This window comes from Brevibacillus fluminis, assembly GCF_052072235.1.
GTDB classification, from domain to species: domain Bacteria; phylum Bacillota; class Bacilli; order Brevibacillales; family Brevibacillaceae; genus Brevibacillus_D; species Brevibacillus_D fluminis_A.
On the sequence record NZ_CM125436.1, the window covers coordinates 3,451,281 to 3,471,165 of the forward strand.

General features: G+C 49.1%; 17 protein-coding genes. 1 reads left to right on the top strand and 16 read right to left on the bottom strand.

What is annotated here, in order from left to right:
• Nucleotides 1-284: 284 nt before the first annotated feature.
• The 13 genes from codY to ACTID9_RS17225 all read right to left on the bottom strand — a co-directional run bounded on the left by codY (nt 285) and on the right by ACTID9_RS17225 (nt 16,546).
• Nucleotides 285-1,064 carry a GTP-sensing pleiotropic transcriptional regulator CodY gene (gene codY, locus ACTID9_RS17165; protein WP_441065887.1) on the bottom strand — a complete coding sequence of 260 codons (780 nt, stop codon included), beginning with the start codon at nt 1,062-1,064 and terminating at the stop codon, nt 285-287.
• A 40-nt stretch (nt 1,065-1,104) separates the two neighbouring features.
• Nucleotides 1,105-2,502 carry an ATP-dependent protease ATPase subunit HslU gene (gene hslU, locus ACTID9_RS17170; protein WP_441065889.1) on the bottom strand — a complete coding sequence of 466 codons (1,398 nt, stop codon included), beginning with the start codon at nt 2,500-2,502 and terminating at the stop codon, nt 1,105-1,107.
• A gap of 19 nt (nt 2,503-2,521) precedes the next feature.
• Nucleotides 2,522-3,067 carry an ATP-dependent protease subunit HslV gene (hslV, locus tag ACTID9_RS17175; RefSeq protein WP_441065891.1) on the bottom strand — a complete coding sequence of 182 codons (546 nt, stop codon included), beginning with the start codon at nt 3,065-3,067 and terminating at the stop codon, nt 2,522-2,524.
• A 6-nt stretch (nt 3,068-3,073) separates the two neighbouring features.
• Nucleotides 3,074-3,994, bottom strand: a complete 921-nt coding sequence (gene xerC / locus ACTID9_RS17180) for a tyrosine recombinase XerC (protein WP_441065893.1) — start codon at nt 3,992-3,994, stop codon at nt 3,074-3,076.
• A gap of 56 nt (nt 3,995-4,050) precedes the next feature.
• Nucleotides 4,051-5,370 carry an FADH(2)-oxidizing methylenetetrahydrofolate--tRNA-(uracil(54)-C(5))-methyltransferase TrmFO gene (gene trmFO, locus ACTID9_RS17185; RefSeq protein ID WP_441065894.1) on the bottom strand — a complete coding sequence of 440 codons (1,320 nt, stop codon included), beginning with the start codon at nt 5,368-5,370 and terminating at the stop codon, nt 4,051-4,053.
• Between the two features lie 37 nt (nt 5,371-5,407).
• Nucleotides 5,408-7,486: a type I DNA topoisomerase gene (gene topA / locus ACTID9_RS17190; RefSeq protein WP_441065896.1), complete on the bottom strand. Its 2,079-nt coding sequence runs from the start codon at nt 7,484-7,486 to the stop codon at nt 5,408-5,410.
• 92 nt (nt 7,487-7,578) lie between these two features.
• The gene (gene dprA, locus ACTID9_RS17195) at nt 7,579-8,679 is read right to left on the bottom strand and encodes a DNA-processing protein DprA (protein ID WP_441065898.1); all 1,101 of its coding nucleotides are present in this window, start codon (nt 8,677-8,679) and stop codon (nt 7,579-7,581) included.
• 131 nt (nt 8,680-8,810) lie between these two features.
• Nucleotides 8,811-9,713, bottom strand: a complete 903-nt coding sequence (gene sucD / locus ACTID9_RS17200) for a succinate--CoA ligase subunit alpha (RefSeq protein WP_122916553.1) — start codon at nt 9,711-9,713, stop codon at nt 8,811-8,813.
• A gap of 134 nt (nt 9,714-9,847) precedes the next feature.
• The gene (gene sucC, locus ACTID9_RS17205) at nt 9,848-11,008 is read right to left on the bottom strand and encodes an ADP-forming succinate--CoA ligase subunit beta (RefSeq protein WP_441065901.1); all 1,161 of its coding nucleotides are present in this window, start codon (nt 11,006-11,008) and stop codon (nt 9,848-9,850) included.
• A 213-nt stretch (nt 11,009-11,221) separates the two neighbouring features.
• Entirely contained in the window at nt 11,222-12,178 is a 957-nt protein-coding gene (locus ACTID9_RS17210) for a hypothetical protein (protein WP_441065902.1), read from the bottom strand.
• A 159-nt stretch (nt 12,179-12,337) separates the two neighbouring features.
• Nucleotides 12,338-13,237: an AlbA family DNA-binding domain-containing protein gene (locus ACTID9_RS17215; protein WP_441065904.1), complete on the bottom strand. Its 900-nt coding sequence runs from the start codon at nt 13,235-13,237 to the stop codon at nt 12,338-12,340.
• A 224-nt stretch (nt 13,238-13,461) separates the two neighbouring features.
• On the bottom strand, nt 13,462-14,682 hold the full coding sequence (locus ACTID9_RS17220; protein ID WP_441065906.1) for an MFS transporter: 1,221 nt from the start codon (nt 14,680-14,682) through the stop codon (nt 13,462-13,464).
• Between the two features lie 739 nt (nt 14,683-15,421).
• Nucleotides 15,422-16,546 (bottom strand): hypothetical protein, encoded by a 1,125-nt coding sequence (locus ACTID9_RS17225; RefSeq protein ID WP_441065908.1) that lies wholly within the window; start codon nt 16,544-16,546, stop codon nt 15,422-15,424.
• Nucleotides 16,547-16,592: 46 nt separating this feature from the next.
• Here ACTID9_RS17225 and ACTID9_RS17230 point away from each other — a divergent pair, with 46 nt between their 5' ends.
• On the top strand, nt 16,593-16,973 hold the full coding sequence (locus ACTID9_RS17230; protein ID WP_441065910.1) for a hypothetical protein: 381 nt from the start codon (nt 16,593-16,595) through the stop codon (nt 16,971-16,973).
• Between the two features lie 15 nt (nt 16,974-16,988).
• Here the strand turns inward: ACTID9_RS17230 and ACTID9_RS17235 are convergent, their stop codons facing one another.
• From ACTID9_RS17235 to lspA, 3 genes are all read right to left on the bottom strand, one after another.
• Nucleotides 16,989-18,566 (bottom strand): YifB family Mg chelatase-like AAA ATPase, encoded by a 1,578-nt coding sequence (locus ACTID9_RS17235; RefSeq protein ID WP_441065912.1) that lies wholly within the window; start codon nt 18,564-18,566, stop codon nt 16,989-16,991.
• 70 nt (nt 18,567-18,636) lie between these two features.
• The gene (locus ACTID9_RS17240; protein WP_441065914.1) at nt 18,637-19,146 is read right to left on the bottom strand and encodes a metallophosphoesterase; all 510 of its coding nucleotides are present in this window, start codon (nt 19,144-19,146) and stop codon (nt 18,637-18,639) included.
• A gap of 190 nt (nt 19,147-19,336) precedes the next feature.
• On the bottom strand, nt 19,337-19,795 hold the full coding sequence (lspA, locus tag ACTID9_RS17245) for a signal peptidase II (RefSeq protein ID WP_441065916.1): 459 nt from the start codon (nt 19,793-19,795) through the stop codon (nt 19,337-19,339).
• Nucleotides 19,796-19,885: the final 90 nt, after the last annotated feature.

The window sequence follows — 19,885 nt, forward strand, 5'->3', positions numbered from 1 at the left end:
TCAACAATTGACCCCATAATTCCTGCTGATTCGACAACTCAACACGAATAATCATATCAAAATCATATTTTGTAAAAAAGCCCTATCTTATGGAAGCTCCTAATTTGATTCATAAGCACTATTTCACGATTTTCCTATTTTCAACCTACAAATAGTTCCAAATGTAAGGAAATATCATCCAACGAGGAGCTTTTTGAATATGTCTCAAACAAAAAAACAGCTTACAGTCGTAAGCTGTTTTTTTCGTAGGCTCGCAGCAGTAGTTACCTATGCCTACCTACCTTTTAGGAAGTTTTCAGCTTCTCCAGCTCAGGGAGCAGCTTTTCGTTCAAAATTTTGATGAATGTTCCTTTCATCCCCAGCGAGCGGGATTCGATTACGCCTGCGCTTTCCAGCTTGCGCAGCGCGTTTACGATCACAGAGCGGGTAATACCGACACGGTCCGCAATTTTAGAAGCAACGAGCAAGCCTTCTTTTCCTTCCAGCTCGTCGAAAATGTGTTCAACTGCTTCCAGTTCGCTGTAAGACAAAGAACCGATCGCCATTTGTACAACCGCTTTGCTGCGCGCTTCTTCCTCAATCGCTTCCGCGCGTTCACGCAAAATTTCCATCCCGACAACCGTTGCCCCTACTTCAGCCAGGATCAAATCATCCTCAACGAAGCTTTTGTTCAGACGAGCCAAAATCAGCGTACCCAAACGGTCACCGCCGCCGATAACAGGAACGATCGTCGTCAATCCGGAGCGGAACACATCTTTCATTTCCACAGGGAATGCTGTATAGGGGCTGTCGATATCCAGGTTTGCTGACGTTTCTTCCACTTTCAGCAGGTTGTTGTTATAGGCTTCCGGGAAGCGGCGCTCTTCGACCATTTTGCGAATGCGGTCGTTGTCCACTTCTTGTGCAACTTCATAGCCTAACAGTTTCCCTTTGCGGGACAACACATAAATATTTGCATCGATGACATCGCTCAAGACTTGCGCCATCTCGTTGAAATTGACCGCATGTCCTGCAGATTTTTGCAACATCCGATTGATTCTTCTTGTCTTAGAAAGCAAATCCATTTTAAAGTCCTCCTGATATTCACTTTTCGCAGTGGTAGTTTTACAAGATGTATTGACTCAAATCACGGTTTTTCACAATGGTTGCCAGCTTTTCCTGCACATAGGCCGGCGTGATTTGCACAACCTCCAGATGGATGTCCGGCGCTTCGAATGATAAATCTTCGAGCAGCTTTTCCAAAATGGTATGCAACCGTCGTGCCCCGATGTTGTCTGTCGATTGATTCACTTCAGTAGCCAGGACGGCAATCTCATGGATGGCCTCTGGCGTAAACTCTACCCGGATCCCTTCGGTCTCGAGCAGAGCGACATATTGCTTGATCAGCGCATTTTTGGGCTCAGTCAAAATTCGAACGAAGTCGTCGACTTTGAGGCTGCTAAGCTCCACACGAATCGGGAAGCGCCCTTGCAATTCCGGAATGAGATCAGACGGTTTTGCGATATGAAACGCTCCTGCGGCGATGAACAAAATGTAGTCTGTTTTCACCGGACCATATTTGGTCATCACGGTTGAGCCTTCTACGATCGGCAAAATATCGCGCTGCACACCCTCACGTGATACGTCAGGCCCGCGTCCATCTTTGCCGGCAATCTTGTCGATCTCGTCGATGAAGATGATGCCATGCTGTTCCACCCGATTGATGGATTCTTGAATGACTTCATCCATATCCACCAGTTTTTGCGCTTCTTGCTGGATTAATACCTTTCGCGCTTCTTTAATTCGCAATTTTCGTTTCTTCGTCTTTTTGGGCATGAGGCTGCCGAGCATATCCTGCATCTGCATCCCCATTTGCTCCGCCCCCGGAACCTGAAACATATCGAGCATCGATGGTGCCTGATCCTCTACCTCGATCTCTACCATCTGCTCTTCTAACTGGCCTGCTGCCAATTGGAATGCGACTTGTCTGCGCGTTTGTTGAATGTTTGCGTCATCTGGATCGTTTTGCGTGTTCTGCTGCTGGTTTTGGTTGCCAAACAGCATTTCCAGCGGATTTTTGAACGTGCTCGCCTGTTTTTTGGATGGAACAAGCAGATTGACCAGCGCTTCGTTTGCCAGTTTTTCCGCCTTGTCCTGAACGGTCTCCATCTTTTCGTTTTTCACGATACGAATGGCCGATTCGATCAAATCGCGCACCATCGATTCAACATCGCGGCCGACATAACCGACTTCGGTAAATTTGGTCGCTTCCACCTTTACAAACGGCGCACCTGTCAGCTTGGCAATCCGGCGGGCTATCTCTGTTTTCCCTACGCCGGTTGGGCCAATCATCAAAATGTTTTTCGGCACCACATCTTCTTTCAATCCTTCGGGAAGCTTGCTGCGTCGATAGCGATTTCGCAGAGCAACGGCAATTGCCTTTTTGGCTTGCGACTGCCCAACGATATATTTGTCAAGATGTTCGACGATAGATCTGGGAGTTAACTGTTCTAACGCAAGCATTTGACATCCTCCCTTTCGCTTAGCTCTTTATCTCTTCTACCACTAGATTGGAATTCGTAAACACGCAAATTTCCGCCGCTGTCAGCAAGGAAGCTTCTGCTATTTCTCGCGCCGTAAGATGTGGAGCATATTTTTTCAAGGCGCGGCCTGCTGACAGGGCAAAACTGCCACCTGAGCCGATTGCCAAGATTCCGTCATCCGGTTCGATGATTTCGCCGTTTCCCGAAATGAGCAACAGATGGGAAGCATTCATGACGATCATCATCGCTTCCAACTTGTGCAGAATCTTATCGCCCCGCCATTCCTTGGCGAGTTCCACCGCTGCGCGCTGCAGGTTGCCATGATACTCCTCGAGCTTCCCTTCAAACTTTTCAAAAAGCGTGATGGCATCGGCCACAGAGCCCGCAAATCCGGCTACAACTTCACCGCGATAGAGCCTGCGCACTTTTTTTGCCCCATGCTTCATAACCATGCTGTTCGCGAACGTAACTTGACCGTCTCCCGCCATCGCCGCAGCACCTTGATGATGAATTGCAAAAATTGTTGTCGCATGAAATTGTTCCATCGTCCTTCACCTCCCGTGTTTCTCTGCCCGTGGATGTGCAGAATCGTACACTTCACGAAGCCGTTCTTTGGTCACATGTGTATAAATTTGCGTGGTAGAGATGTTCACGTGTCCAAGCAATTCCTGAACCGTCCGCAAATCCGCCCCTGCATTCAACATATGGGTAGCAAAGGTATGCCGAAACGTGTGCGGTGAGATGCTCAAATGTAAAGCCGTTTCCTCTACGTATTTATCGACGATGCGGCGCACGCTGCGATCTGTGAGCGGTTCCCCGCGATAGTTGAGCAGCAGCCTGCCCGAGTCGGCTTTTCCCGCCAGCAATTGCGGTCGGCCGGATGCGAGGTAATCGCGGATCACGGAAATGGCATAGCTGCCAATCGGCACATACCGCTCCTTCGCGCCTTTTCCGAACACAAGCGCAACGCCCATCGAAAGATTAATCGCCTTTACTTCTAGTGTTACCAGTTCTGACACACGAATTCCACTTGCATACAACAGCTCAAAGATCAACCGGTCCCGCTGCCCGAGCGGTGTCGTGGCATCGGGTGCAGTCAGCAATCGTTCGATCTCTTGCGGATAGAGAAAGGAAGGCAGCTTCTTTTCTACTTTCGGTGTAGATACAGCTTGAAACGGATTTTGCGTCACAACCCCTTCGCGCATCAGAAAGCGATAAAAGCTCCGCAAACTAGACAATTTCCGGGCGATGCTCCGGCGCTTCAACCCTTGACCTGCCAAGCGGGCCAAAAAAGAGCGCCCGTGCAAAGAAGAAACAGCAGCCAATGAGTTGATTTGGTGCTGTTTCATAAATGCAACAAATTCATGTATATCTGCAACGTAGTTGTTGATGGTGTGAAGCGAGGCGTTTTTTTCCACCTTCAAGTAGTCCGTGTAAGCATCGACTTCCCGTGAAAATTGAGCAGAGTTCATTTCTGAAGCACTCCCCCCAAAAGCACCTTTATAGTACCACAAGCAAATTTAGATATTCAACCAATTGTGTGTCGTTTTTGTGTAAAATTCTGAATTGTATTCAACGCCCGTTCTGCGATCCGCTCGTTTTTTTCTTTTTTGTTGCGGATTCGCTCAGGCAAATCAGGTAACAGCCCAAAATTCGCGTTCATCGGTTGAAAATGCTTGGCTGCCGTCGTTGTGATGTAATGAGCCATGCTGCCCATCACCGTTTCTTGCGGTAGTACCAAAAGCTCTTCCCCCTTCACCAGCCGCGCAGCATTCATCCCTGCCAAAAGTCCGGAAGCGGCTGATTCCACATACCCTTCCACGCCTGTCATTTGCCCTGCGAAAAACAGGTCGTCGCGCTCGCGGTATTGATAGGTGGGACGCAAAAGCTTCGGCGAGTTGATGAACGTATTGCGATGCATGACACCGTAGCGGATAATCTCGCAATTTTCCAGCCCAGGAATCATCGAAAATACCCGTTTTTGATCCGGCCACTTCAGATGCGTCTGGAAGCCTACCATATTATAAAGCGTTGCAGCGCTGTTGTCCTGTCTCAGCTGGATGACGGCATACGGCTGTTTCCCTGTATTCGGATCGATGAGTCCTACCGGCTTCAGCGGTCCGAACAGCATGGTCTGACGGCCTCTGTTTGCCATCACTTCAATCGGCATGCAGCCTTCAAAGAAAATTTCTTTCTCAAACTCTTTCAGCGGTACCGTCTCCGCCGTAATCAATGCCTCATAGAATCGATTGAACTCTTCCTCTGACATTGGGCAATTGAGATATGCTGCCTCACCTTTATCGTAACGGGAAGCTACGAAGACTTTGTTCATGTCGATCGAATCTTTTTCAATGATCGGTGCCGCCGCATCGTAGAAATACAGATACTCTTCACCGGTCAGTTCTTTTAACGTAGAAGACAGTGCCGGAGAAGTGAGCGGGCCGCTTGCAATCACGGTCGGCCCTTCCGGCAGCTCGGTGATTTCATCGGTAATGACCTCGATGAGCGGATGGTTGCGCACCGCTTCCGTGACGTAATCGGCAAATTCATGCCGGTCGACGGCAAGTGCGCCGCCCGCCGGAACGGCGCAGCGATCCGCTGCTTCGATAATGACGGACCCGAGCCTTCTCATTTCTTCCTTTAATACGCCGACCGCATTGGTTAGCGAATTGGCGCGAAGGGAATTGCTGCAGACCAATTCTGCGAATTTTTCCGTATGGTGCGCAGGTGTCTGCACTTTCGGACGCATTTCGTACAGCTTGACAGGAACGCCAGCCTGGGCAATCTGCCAGGCTGCCTCACTTCCCGCCAATCCAGCGCCAACTACGGTTACATAAGATTTTGTCATGCTGACTTCCTCCACTGCTTTAGAATCTTGGTCCCAATCAGGTGTCTGCTTCCTCCATGTAGTCACAGCTCGTGCACACGACGCTGACCCCTTGTTTTTTCCGTTTTTTCTCGACCATCAAGCTGTTGCATTTTGGACATGGCCGTGAAATCGGTTTGTCCCATGACACGTATTCACATTCCGGATAGCGGTTGCAGCCATAAAACACCCGGCTCTTTTTGCTTTTCCGTTCGATGATGGAGCCTTCGTGACAAGAAGGGCAGGTCACGCCAATTTCCTTGACGATCGGTTTCGTATTGCGGCAATCCGGGAAGCCGGAGCAAGCGAGGAACTTGCCAAAGCGGCCCAGTTTATAAACCATGACGCTGCCGCACAGCTCACAAACCTCGTCCGACTCCTCGTCTTTCAGCTCGACTTCCTTCATTTCTTCCTCTGCCACCGCGACGCGTTTGGCAAAGTCACCATAAAATTCATCGAGCACTTTGATCCAATTGGTTACCCCATCCTCAATATGGTCAAGCTCCGACTCCATTTGGGAGGTAAATTCTACATCGAGGATTTCAGGAAAAAACTCCTCCACCAAGGATATGACGATTTCCCCCAGTTCAGTTGGCACAAACCGTTTCTCATCAAGCGCCACATAGCCACGCTTCTGGATTGTCTCAAGCGTGGGAGAATAGGTGGATGGACGTCCGATTCCGTTTTCCTCCAGCGTTTTGACAAGCCGTGCCTCTGTATAACGTGGTGGCGGCTGGGTGAAATGCTGGTTCGGCTCGATGTTTTCCTCCTGTACCTCGCGTCCTTCTTCAATCGGCGGCAGAAATTTTTCATCCTCGTTGCCGCCGTCGTCGCTGCCTTCCACATAGACTTTCATGAAACCAGGGAATTTAATCTTTGAACCGCTCGCACGGAAGATCACCTGGTTCACCTCGATGTCCACGCTCATCGTATCGAGAACGGCAGAAGACATTTGACTGGCAACAAAGCGTTCCCAGATCAATCGGTATAGACGCAGCTGGTCCCTACCCAAAAAGGCTTTCATCTCTTCAGGCGTTCTCAATACCGAAGTAGGCCGAATCGCTTCATGCGCATCCTGCGCCCCTTCGCTTTTGCCGTGAACTCGCGCTTCTTCCGGGGAATAGGTCGGTCCATACGTGGAGAGGATAAATTCTTTCGCCTCATTTTGCGCAGTCTGGGAGATGCGGGTTGAGTCAGTACGCATGTATGTAATCAAACCGACTGTGCCTTCTTTCCCCAAGTCGATCCCTTCATACAATTGCTGTGCCAACATCATGGTTTTTGCTGTACGGAAATTGAGCTTTCGGGCCGCTTCCTGCTGAAGCGAGCTGGTGGTGAATGGCGGTGCAGGATTCCGTTTGCGTTCTTTCTTGGTCACCTTTTTCACGATGTACGTTTGGTCTTTGATCCGCGCGAGCACTTCCTGTACTTCCTGTTCGGAATGCAGCTCCACTTTTTCACCATCGTAGCCGTAAAAGCGCGCCTCAAACGACTTTCCTTCATACAGCATCGTATTCGTGATCGTCCAATACTCTTCAGGGATAAATGCATTGATTTCTTTTTCCCTGTCGATGATCATTTTGACCGTTACCGATTGAACGCGACCGGCACTGAGACCTTTGCGAACTTTTTTCCACAGAATCGGGCTGATATTATAACCCACCAGCCGGTCGAGAATACGCCGTGCCTGTTGGGCATTCACCAGGTCCATATTGATATGGCGCGGATGTTTGAATGCTTCCTTAATCGCATCTTTGGTAATTTCATTGAACACCACGCGAAGCGGCTGGCTTGTATCCAATCCCAGATATTGCGCCAGATGCCACGCGATCGCTTCTCCTTCGCGATCCGGGTCGGCTGCGAGATATATTTTCTTCACTTTTTTCGCAGCATCCTTTAAAACCTTCAGCACATCTCCCTTGCCGCGAATCGTGATGTATTTCGGTTCAAACCCCTTCTCCACATCTACACCCATCTGACTTTTAGGGAGATCTCTAACATGGCCCATCGAAGCTTTTACAATATATTTTCCACCGAGGTATTTTCCAATTGTTTTTGCCTTCGCCGGGGACTCGACGATCACTAGCGTATCTGCCAATTCCTTCCTCCCCCTTCAGGTATAGAATCTCCCCTATTATTCAATAAGCAAGTTGCATTTGTCAAACATTTGGCAGGATAAGCTCTTGATTTTTAGTTTTTGACATAAAAGCCGCCCGGCAAACTCCGGATCAGACCCTTTGTTTCCAGCATCAGCAAATGCTTGTTGAGCATGCGGGTACTCTCCGTTTTCACCAAGCCTGACAGCTGATTGAAATGGAGCGGCTCATGTGAGAGCAATGACAATATTTCCTGCTCTTCATCGTTTACCTTCGGTTTTTCGCGCAACGGGATGTGCACACCTGTGGCAAGCCGTCCGATCCACTCTTCCGCCAGATCAGCTGCATTTGTTACTAGCTTTGCTCCCTGTTTTATCAAATTATGCGGACCTACGCTCATTTCTGAAAAAATCGGCCCCGGCACGGCGAATACATCCCTTCCTTGCTCTAATGCGCAGTCAGCTGTGATTAAAGAACCACTTTTTTCCGCTGCTTCCACCACCAAGGTCCCGAGCGAAAGCCCGCTGATGATGCGATTTCGTTCAGGAAAAAGCCCTGGTAGAGGGCTGGTGCCGTACGGATGTTCACTTACAATCAAGCCTTTTTCCTTGATTTGGGCAAAAAGCCCAGCGTTGGAGCGCGGGTAGACGATATCGAGCCCGCAGCCGAGCACGGCGATCGTCGCTCCTCCGGTTCGAATCGCTGTCTGATGGGCGATTGCGTCGATCCCGAGGGCAAGACCGGATACGATTCCTACCCCAAGATTCGACAGTTGTTCCGTCAAAAATTGACAGGCGGACCTTCCGTATGAAGTTGGCTTTCGAGCGCCGACGACAGCAACCAACGGTTTTTGCAGCAACGACAACTCCCCTTCATAAAACAGCAGCATCGGCGGGTCTGGAATTTCACGCAAACTCTCCGGAAACTCCGGATCAAGGATACAGATGAAGCGCTGTCCCGCCACGAGCCGTCTTTGTTTCTCCCGTTCGATTTGCTCGGGGACCAGTTGGGAGCGAAGAGCTGCGCCGATTGCTGGCGAGAGCTGCAACTCCCGGCACAATTCTTCTCGATCAAGCTGACCGATTACGGAAAAGCATCCATACATGTCAAACAGGCGCTGCAACGTCCGCCTTCCCACCCCTTTTCGTATCCGTAACGAATAGAGCCAATCTCGTTCTAGCAGATTCTCTTTCACTCCGCGCTCCCCCTCCATTTTTCTCTATATTATAGGAAGAGACAGAAGCATTCGCAAAAATATGAATCTTGCAAAGCGTTTTGGGCGTAAAAAAAGAAGACGGCAAAGCCGTCCCCCTTTTCAAAAGTATCTTACTTGCTCATTACTTTTTCCAGCAAGCCTTTTTCTTTCAATACTTCTACCAGCGTTTCACCGATCACTGCAGGTGTTTTCGCTACGCGAACACCGCAGGATTCCAGTTTCGCGATTTTTTCAGCTGCTGTACCTTTACCGCCGGAGATGATAGCACCAGCATGGCCCATGCGTTTTCCTGGAGGCGCAGTTTGACCGCCGATGAAGCCGATTACCGGCTTTTTCATGTTAGCAGCGATCCATTCAGCCGCTTCTTCTTCCGCTGTACCGCCGATTTCACCGATCATGATGACTGCTTCCGTGTCTGGATCTTCATTGAACAGGCTCAGTACATCGATGAAGTTGGTACCGTTTACAGGGTCTCCACCGATACCAACCGCAGTGGATTGACCAATGCCGCGAGTGGACGTTTGGTGCACTGCTTCGTACGTGAGGGTACCGGAGCGGGAAACGATGCCCACTTTACCTGGTGTGTGGATGTAGCCAGGCATGATACCGATTTTGCATTCGCCTGGAGTGATAACGCCTGGGCAGTTAGGACCGATCAGGCGAGTCTTTTTGCCTTCCATGTAGCGTTTCACTTTGATCATGTCGATAACTGGAATACCTTCCGTGATGCAGATCACGAGGTCCAGCTCAGCGTCAACCGCTTCCATGATCGCATCAGCAGCGAATGGAGGCGCAACATAAATAACAGACGCGTTCGCACCTGTAGCCGCAACCGCTTCCGCAACGGTGTTGAAAACCGGGATGCCTTCCACCTCAGTGCCGCCTTTGCCTGGTGTTACACCGCCAACCATTTGTGTACCGTATTCGAGGGCACCTTTCGCATGGAACAGACCAGTAGCACCAGTAATCCCTTGCGTAATTACTTTTGTATTTTTATTAACGAGGATACTCATCGCGTATAGTTCCCACCTTTTCTTACGTATCGGTTCATAAGAAAAACTTCTTGCCTTGCAAACGAATGTTTTTCTTCTGGTCCAACCAAGTCAGCGCGCTATTGCGCATGCACTTTTTGGAACGATGAAAATGCTTACTTCACGAGAGCAACGATTTTCTCGGCACCATCAGCCATGGATTCAGCTGCTACGATGTTCAAGCCGGATTCGTTGAGGATCTTTTTGCCCAGCTCAACATTCGTACCTTCCAGACGAACGACCAGCGGACGATCCAATTTTACTTGTTTCGCTGCACCTACAACACCGTTTGCAATGATGTCGCACTTCATGATACCGCCGAAGATGTTAACGAAGATCCCTTTTACTTTCTCATCGGACAAGATGATTTTGAAGGCTTCGGTTACTTTCTCTTCCGTCGCTCCGCCCCCTACATCGAGGAAGTTCGCAGGTTGACCGCCGTAGAAGTTAACGATATCCATTGTCGCCATCGCGAGACCTGCACCGTTTACCATGCAGCCGATGTTACCATCAAGCGCGATGTAAGACAGATCGAATTTGGAAGCCTCAATTTCTTTCGGATCTTCTTCATCCAGATCGCGCAATGCCACGATGTCAGGATGACGGAACAGCGCGTTGCTGTCGAAGTTCAGTTTGGCGTCCAGCGCCATCACTTCACCGTCGCCCGTTACAACCAATGGGTTGATTTCAGCGATCGAGCAATCTTTATCTACGAATGCTTGGTACAAGCTCATCATGAATTTAACCGCTTTGTTTACCAATGCGTTCGGAATGTTGATCGCATAAGCCAGGCGGCGCGCTTGGAACATATTCAGACCGGTTACCGGATCGATTACTTCTTTGAAGATTTTTTCCGGGCTATGTTCAGCCACTTCTTCGATTTCGGTACCGCCCTCTTCGGACGCCATCATCGTAACGCGGCCCGTTGCACGGTCAACAACCAAACCTACATAGTATTCTTTCTTGATGTCGCAGCCTTGCTCGATCAAGAGGCGTTTTACTTCTTTACCTTCTGGGCCAGTTTGATGGGTAACCAGCACTTTGCCCAGGATTTGTTCCGCATATGTACGAACTTCATCCAGGTTTTTCGCAACTTTAACGCCGCCAGCTTTACCACGGCCACCCGCGTGGATTTGCGCTTTTACGACGCAAACGGAAGTTCCCAATGCTTTCGCTGCTTCAACTGCTTCTTCAACAGTGAACGCTACACGCCCATCAGGAACTTTCACACCGTACTGTCTCAGTATCTCTTTACCTTGATACTCATGAATGTTCATTCTCCATCCTCCTATGTCAGATCGTAGAGCAGATCAGCAGTGCTCTGACTCAGTGAGAAGGTTTCCAAGTTCTCCCCTGTGTCAAAATCCTGCCACAAATCTGTACAACAAGACTATATTACGACATAATCTGCAAATATGGTAGTCCATTTCACTTCTAAAAATCTCGTTTCCTATATCCTTGCCCAATCTTGGGGTTTCCATGAATCGCATTTATTTGCTGATAATCTGGCGATACTCTCGCAAAAACTCCTGCAATTCGGATTGTTGGTACATTTTCCCTTCATAGCGAAACGTGTCGCCGTAAACGCGGATCGTGTGCTCCGTATTCCCGGTCATCACACGCAAATAATAGGTTGGTGCAGTTGTTGGGGAAGGCGTCGATAAAGGGCGGGCGCGTTTCAATTCCCGGACGGTTTCATGCAGCAACCCCATATACCGGCTTGATTCGGCCGGATCATAAGTCAAGGTGTCGGACATCCCTTCACCGGTTGGGGCGAGAATCACTTTTGTCGCTTGCAGCAACGGGTCAAATACATCCGGTACTCCCCCTTTTTCCGGCGGGAGCCAGTCCGCGACTGCGGAAAACAGATCCGTGGAAACCGTATAAAACAAATGTTCTTTACCGAGTGACAATCCGATCAGGCTCGGGGAAAGGAGTTGGGCAGCAATCGCGCGTTCCGGCGTATTGATCACCAGCTGATAGCCGGGATAGAGGGAGTATTGCAATGGTTCTGTGGTTTCAGAATAGGTTGCGGTTGTGAGCAGCTTGCTTATTTTTGCCGTTTCTTCATCGGTCGGAATGTAGTGCAGCTCCAAGTCAGTTGCAGCCACTTCCAGCGTACGAATATGAATTTGTTGGAAGACGGCCGCTGCCGTCTCTTTGCGAATCCAATGGTATAAAGCGTTCATGGCTTCACCGCCAGGGCCGATTTCCAACACAAAAGGCGCCGATTGTGAACGGTAAACAATCAGCGTGAAGCGGGCATCGTCTGTTTTCAGCTTTTCAAGCTGTTGCGGCAAGAACGCCGCCATGTTCTCGGCGTTTTGCAAAAACTCATGTTTATTCAGGAAAATCTCCTGGCCATCGGTGGTCATAACCGATACTTTATCAATCGTGCCGAACTGCTCTTGGATCATGGAAGTTGCATGGGAATCGTTGTCTGTCACAGGCTTCGTGGTACCTTCAGAGCAACCCGCAGAAATAGAACATGCCAGTATCGCCAGGAACATCGTCCAAGCATGCAAGCAAGCCCTCATTGAGCGTCCTCCTTTCGTAATTCCCCCTGCTCCCTTTTGTATGATGCTTTTCTTTTGTCTCTTTTGCTTTTACAGCAAACCCAAACGGCGGCTTACTTCCGTACCAAGCTTGCGTTTCACGTAAATTTCACCGATTTGATGCGGATCGCGGACGATGATGGAGCGATTATTCGTCCGAATGGAGACAAATTTTTCGTTGTTTTTGTCCAATCCGCAAATCAGCTCCGATCCTACTTCGACAAAAATGCACGCCACGTACTTATCATCGACTTTTTTGATCGAAATCTTGGGAAAAGGCGCCAAAAGCGGCGTCGTTTTGTCTTGAATATACTGAGTAATCGCGAGCATGTATTTGTCTGGATCGCCGTAATGGGCCAACTCCTCATTGATGCCTGCGATCGTGTTATCGTTATTGATGCCAAGGTATAGGTTGCCGTTGTTGCTGTTCGCAAAGGCGACGACCGCTTTGATGATGGCGCTTTTGGAGTTGAGGAAGTCACGCTTGAATTCAATCATGTCGTTTTCCCCAATTTGTGTTGCCGTTAGCGGGTCATCGATTTTGCCCAAATAGCGGAACCGGCTCAGTGCGCCCAAGCGATACACATATTCTTCAAAAATGTCCGCCGGCAAATTGATCTCTTCGATCGCGGCATCGGAATTTTGCCACAGCTTGTAGGTTTGCGGGGAGAAGCACATATCGAACAGCACGTTGGTCCCGAGCGATTTGATATTCATGCCGATTGCCACCGCATGGACTTGTGTCGGCTGATAGCTTTCCAATCCCTGCATCTCTAAAACACCGCTATGGATCAAAAAATCAAAATAACGGTTCGGAAGCGAGACGGCCGACTTGATCAATTCTCGCGTCTGATCGCCGTAAAGCGGTTTCGTTATGTGATAGAGATCAAAGAAAATCGTATCTTCAGTTGCATGATGAACAATGGCCAAAAAGTAGCATGGATTTCTCATAGCTCTCCCTATCATTGTGCGGAATCGTATTTTGAAAATAAGCGAACTTTGGTGCCAATTCATTTTGCAGCCAGAAAGATTCCCCCCTGACGATTCGGGTTCTTTCCGGCTGCAAGTTTTTCCATCCTTTCCAATAGCCGCTTACCATCATTCTCCGTGATAAGCAAATCGTACCATTCGCGTTTCCAGTCAGACAAGCTCTTCTTGCGTAAAAAACCTCGGGATTAGCTCTCCACCTGCGTGATGGTGCGAATTGCCTTGCGACAGAACCACCCCAATGCCGCACCCGTAAAAATAAGAGCTGCCGCTATGTCATACGTCGCCCGGATGCCGAAATGGTCGGAAACATAGCTCAATCCGATTGCGGAAACGCCAAATGTGATATACGCCAATGCTGCCTGGGCAGACAATACTTTTGGTAGCAAATTCGTCGGGACGACCCGTTGGTATATCGTTTGTTTGGCGATTGCTTGCAGTTGATAAACCGGCCCAAACAAAGCGGAGATGACAAGGGCCCAAACCGGAACACTGACATGGATGAAGCACAGTGTCAACAAGCCGGTGCAGAGCGTCCCGCCGATCACGGTGACGAGAAGGCGGCTGTTCAACTGATTGGCGAGCGCGATCACGATCACACCACCGGCGATCGTCCCCAGAAAATAGCTCGCGTTGATAAATCCCCACCACTGTTCACCTTGATGCAGCACTTCATTCACATAGACGAGCAGAATGGCAGCCATCCACACGCCACCCGCGATCCCTTCGAGAAAATCCATCGTCGTCAAAATGCGAATCGGCTTTATCGCCCAAATGTATGACCAGCCTTCTTTCAAGGAGTCACCCAGACCTGGTTTGTTCTTCTCCCGGGATCGTTCCGATTCCGGCAATCGGATGAAAAACAGTGAGAGGACAGAAAGCGAAAACATCGCAAAAGTGAGCCATAAAACGGTCGTGCCGCCCAACCAAGCAACGAGCACGCCCCCCATTGCCCAACCAGCCATTTGCACACTTTGATCGACCGTGGATAGTAGGCCATTGGCTCGCAGCAGCTGATCTTTTTCAACCAGCAGCGGGATCATCGCGTTTCTCGCAGGTGTCGTCCACCCATCAAGCAGCGCCATCAAAATAATAAATCCATACAACCCATACAATGGTGAGTGCGAGTCGATCTGCGTCGAGTAAAGCGTTAAACCCAAAAGCAAAATGGTCTGTCCAAGCTGTGAAGCGATAATGATGGAACGGAGCCGAAACCGATCCAGCAATAGCGGCGCCAAAATGCCGCTCGTAAACTGTGCCAAGCAACGAAGTGCAGGGAACATCGCCGTATAGACAGCTGTACCCGTAATCGTATAGACAAGCGTAATCATCGAGACAATGTAAAAGACATCGCCGATATTAGCCAATGATTGGCCGGCGACAAGAAAACCGAACTGTTTTTTTCCCATGAGGGTAACGCCCCTTACGTTCTCTATTTTGTATTGATTTTGTTAATGAGATCGTAAAGGAGTCCTACACGGGTTTCGCCTCTTTCGTTCCAATAGTACAATTATTTTGAAACATTTATGATTCAACTATACCAAGCAAAAGCGCAGGATTCAATCCTTTCATGCGATGAAAGGATTAGACGGGGATGGAGAGGTGAGATTCATGTTGCATTGCCATCCTTGGCATTTCCAGCGAAAACAGGTGGATCAACCGGAATCATTTGCCCAGATTTGCGTAATTTTTTTGCACCTGATGCCTATTTTCTTTGCATGATTTGTGTCGACTTGTGGTTTTTGGATCGGAATTTTATACGTTTGAAGCGTTTTGCGTACGTGGGGATGGGATGGCAGCATCTAAAAAACAAACATACGCTCGTGTTGGCTGCTGCTATGGAACAGGTGCTTGCGACAGAATTGGGTTTACCGAAGCGTCCGGTCTGTGAAGCCGTGGCGATAGTGGAGCAATTGAAATTTTTTCTCCTTGTTCGTCGGGAGAATGGCAGAGGGTAAGAAGTGGCCGATCAAGGGATACAAATAATCAAACAGGCACATGCTTCAAACCGCTGTAATTGTTACGCATGAAAAAGAAAGGAGCGTACGATGACATGTACGCTCCTAGTATATGACTTGGAGGTAGGAAGATTACCAATCGGGATTCGCCGTTGATCTTTTCTTATCGGGCGATTATTTTTTTCTTTCCTTATCTTATACGCGATTGCCACCCATCGAAACGACTCATGTGCACCGAGTCCAAATCGCCGACAAAAAACGATTTGCCATCGGCTGCCCATCCTAAAAATTGGATATTTTCGATGGTAGTGAGATAGGGACGTCCATCGAATGGGTACACAAATGATTGGTTTATTGTTTTGATCACCAACTGCTCGTATGCATCTTGTGCATTTGATGTAAACAGAAACTTCTCCGCGACATAGTTATGGCCGGTTGGAGACCAGAATACTTGAATCAACTCCCGCTCCATCGATTGAGGATACTCCCCTGTTGGAGCACTCTTCCCTATTTGAAGGTCGGTCATAAAACCGTGGCCTTCCTTGACGTCAAATCGCAGCTTCATATCGTTGGAATACGAAGGGAAGCTTTTCAATGGATGCGTATATTTCAGTCCGGTCGGCAAATCCAGTTCCTTAATCGTGCCGTTTGCCTTGTACAATACTTTTTTTGACGTCGGTATCCAATAAATCAACGCTATCGACTGCGTGCTGCTGACCTCACTGTCACTGAGGAAAAATTGGTCGTTGACCTTCATTTTGAGCGTATTCATATCTTGCAGATAAAGCTTGTTGCGTTTTTGTGAATCAGGCTCTTTCCTGTCTGATTGAATAAAAGTGAGATAATGACCATCCGGTGAGATTGCATAGTCGAGGATCGGTGTGTCAGCCGTCCCTTTTACAAGCAATGTTTTTTGTTTTGTGAGCGGGTTGAACCGATACAAGCTGCCTTTATCCATGATCAGCAATTCGTCCTTGCCCGTGACCCACTTGGCGAAACCGCTCAACTGACTGAGCTGCTTGGTTTTCGTATCGAATAAATAGGGGACTGTCTGCTCATCTTTCCTGAATCCCTGCTTTTCCGCATAGACAAAGCGCCCGCTTGGAGACATGCTTGCTCGATGCATGGCTGGAAACTGCGCGACGAGCGCTTGCTTTTTTCCATCGAGGACAATCTGATAGATTTTGGTTGGTGGAGCCGCCGTGTTTGCAGCAGCAGGAACAGCTCCAGCTGCGTTCGCTGTCAATGTTGGTAACGGGGAACAAACAGAAACTGTGAAGAGTGCGATCGCCAGGGCAACAAATTTTCTTTTCATGTAACGTCATCCTTTCTGTAACGAATTGACGTCTGAAAGGTTTGAAATGTTACCAAAAAGGGTAAAAAGATCGCATTACAGCGAACTGGCGGTGATTCAAATGTCTCAGATGGCTTCCCGAACCAATGAACGTGAACGCAAAAAAAGCTTGATCAAAAATTTTTCGCTGATGCTTGATCAGTTGCAAGACACAGACGATCCGAAGGCAGTTAGCCAACTGGTTACGTACCTGAACTCTCTTTTGCGCGTGAAAGATGTGACGCCACCCGTAAGTGAAATTATCAGCATTCTCAAATGGCAAAGACCGACGTTATTTCATCACGCCCGTCTGACTCTTCCTTCTACCAGCCACCTGACAATGGTTTTTCAGATTGATTTGAATCCTCATGTCGCTCTCAAACGATTGGAGCAGTATGTAGAAAAATAGAGGTGCCACGCCATGTCAGGCAAGAACCCCGCGATCCAGGGTACGATAGCGGATCGCTTCTGCCACATGGTGAGCTTGCAGCTGTTCCGCATGATCGAGATCCGCAATCGTTCGCGCGACTTTGAGGATTCTGTCGTATGCGCGCGCACTCAGTTTTAATGTTTCAAATGCTGCCTGCAGCAATTCTTTTCCATCTTCATCAAGCTGTGCATGTTTGCGCAAATCTTTGCCGTTCATTCCGCTATTGAACGGATAGGCTGGTCTGTCGGTAAAACGCTTGGTTTGTACTGCTCTTGCCTGTTCGACTCGCTTGCGAATCGTTGCAGACGGCTCTTCCTGGCGGCGTTCTCCCAACAATTCAACAGGAACGCGCGGTACCTCCAGATGAAGGTCGATGCGGTCCAGCAACGGTCCGGAAATTTTGGAACGGTATTTCATTACCTGTAATGGTGTGCACGTGCACTCCCGTTGATCCGGAGACAAATAAAAGCCGCACGGACAAGGATTCATCGATGCGATCAGCAGAAATCGAGCAGGGTACGTATACACTTGTTTGGCCCGTCCAATCGTCACATGCCCCGCCTCCAACGGCTGCCGGAGCACTTCCAGAACGGCTCGCGAAAACTCGGGCATCTCATCAAGAAACAGGATGCCGTTGTGTGCCAGACTGCACTCTCCTGGCCGTGGAGCGTGCGAACCTCCTCCGGCGAGCGCAGCTGCCGTTATCGTATGGTGTGGGGAACGAAACGGGCGCTTTCCGATCAATCCACCGTGAGCGGACAATTGTCCGGATATACTGTAGATTTTTGTGACTTCAAAAGCCTCCTCCATGCTGAGACCAGGCATGACGGACGGCATGCAGTTTGCCAGCATTGTTTTGCCTGAACCGGGCGGTCCGATGAGCAGGACATTGTGAAACCCTGCTGCCGCAACTTCTAGCCCTCGCTTCACAAAAGCTTGTCCCAGGACTTCACCAAAATCCCCCGCATCCTTCTGCACATTTTGGTCAAGTACCGGGGCATGCGGAAGGATAATTTTTTCCGCTTGCTCCTCTCCTTCCAGCCGTTCGTTCTCACTTCCATTTGCATTTGGATGGAGCCAGCTGCGCACCGCTTCTTGAAGTGTGCGTACCGGGTGTATTTTCAGATCAACCAGCTCCGCTTCAGCCTTGTTATGCAGCGGAACGATGGCGTGCGTAAATCCGTGCCGACGGGCTTCCAGCAAAATAGGCAGCACGCCCGTTACAGGACGCACGCTCCCATCCAAAGCAAGCTCTCCCAAGACCAGCATCTTCGCCGGTGTCTCTTTGATCTGTTCTGACGCAGCCAAAATGCCCAGCGCGATGGCCAAATCAAAGCCAGACCCTTCCTTTCGCATATCAGCCGGCGCCAGATTGACGGTGATGCGTTGGATCGGGAATTGGCATTCGTTGTTGCGCAAAGCAGAGCGGACACGGTCACGCGATTCCTTTACCGCCGAACCGCCCAAACCGACTACGTCAAACTGTGGCAAGCCGTTGGCAATATCAACCTCGACCGTGACGATCAAGCCGTCAATTCCGTGGACGGTGCCTGAAAAGGTGCGTGCGTACATGGTAACCTCCCCCTCTTGATTGTAGTGTAGGAAAAGACAGAGGGGTGGTGCAAATAAAGTTTGACTCTCCCTACTGCTCCTCATTCAGGACGGTCATCTGTTTTATCTGTTCAAAAGAAACCGGTGTATAATCCCACTGTTCCACACTCACATTCATATACTGGTTGCCTTCATACTTTTGCCCATGGATATGGCCGTGAATGTTAACATAGGGCATATTTTTGTTCATGTACATCGGTTCGTGCGACAGAAAATAAAATCCGCCGTAAACCAAAGGATATTCACTGACTTCATCAAATCCGACATCAAGCCACCATTCCTTCGTCCGTCCCCGATCATGGTTCCCCATGATCAAAAACTTGCTGCCGTTTAACTGCTGCACGATGTCCCTTGTCTTTTCGCGATTCAAAAAGGAGAAGTCGCCGAGATGAAACACGTTGTCTTCCTTGCCTACGACAGCGTTCCAGCGCTCGATCATCTTTGTTGTCATCTCGTCGACATCATGAAACGGCCTTGACTCAAAATCGATGATCTGTTTATGTCCAAAATGGTGATCGGAAATGACGAAGATTTTTTGCATGGATTTGCCCTCCATCATCATTTTTTCGCCCCTGACAGGATTTTGCGTCGACTTATTTACGCACAAACAAATCCTCTACTGATCTGTGATGGTGCGTTGACGGCTAGCCCCTCTTCCAAAAAGTTTCCTGTTAAAAGGTTTGCCCGTATGTGACGCGGTATCCTTCCAGCTTATGCCTGAATTTCATTTGCTACCTCATACTGCTGTTTTTCCACTTCCGATATACGTGCATGCCACCGTTGATGATCAGAAGCAAAAAACCGATATTGATCGCGTGGTCCGCCAGGTTGAGAATGCCTTTGCCTGACGGGGACAGCAAAAAGTCTGTCACTTGTCCGAACAAAAACCGGTCGATCGCATTCCCGATTGCAGCGCCGACTAGAAACCCCAAGCTGATTTCCAGCAGCGCTCCTTTATGCTCCATCTGCTTTCGAAAGTAAAATACGCCTGCTACAAACAGAATAGCCGCCACTCCAAACAATCTCGCATACCCTTGAAATAAGCTATGGGCCATACCGGCATTTTCGTAATGTGTAAGGTGCATGCCCCAAAAGAGCAGCGTATCCCCTTCCGAAATGTTGGCGCGGACCAAATATTTTGTCACTTGATCCGCGATGATGACCCATGCTGCGACGATGTAAAACGGCATGCTGGTTCCCCTGCTTTCCACTTGGTCAGTTCTGTCGTTTTTTTAAATGCGATCGTTCCATCTCCGAATTTTCCCAGAAAAATTACCATG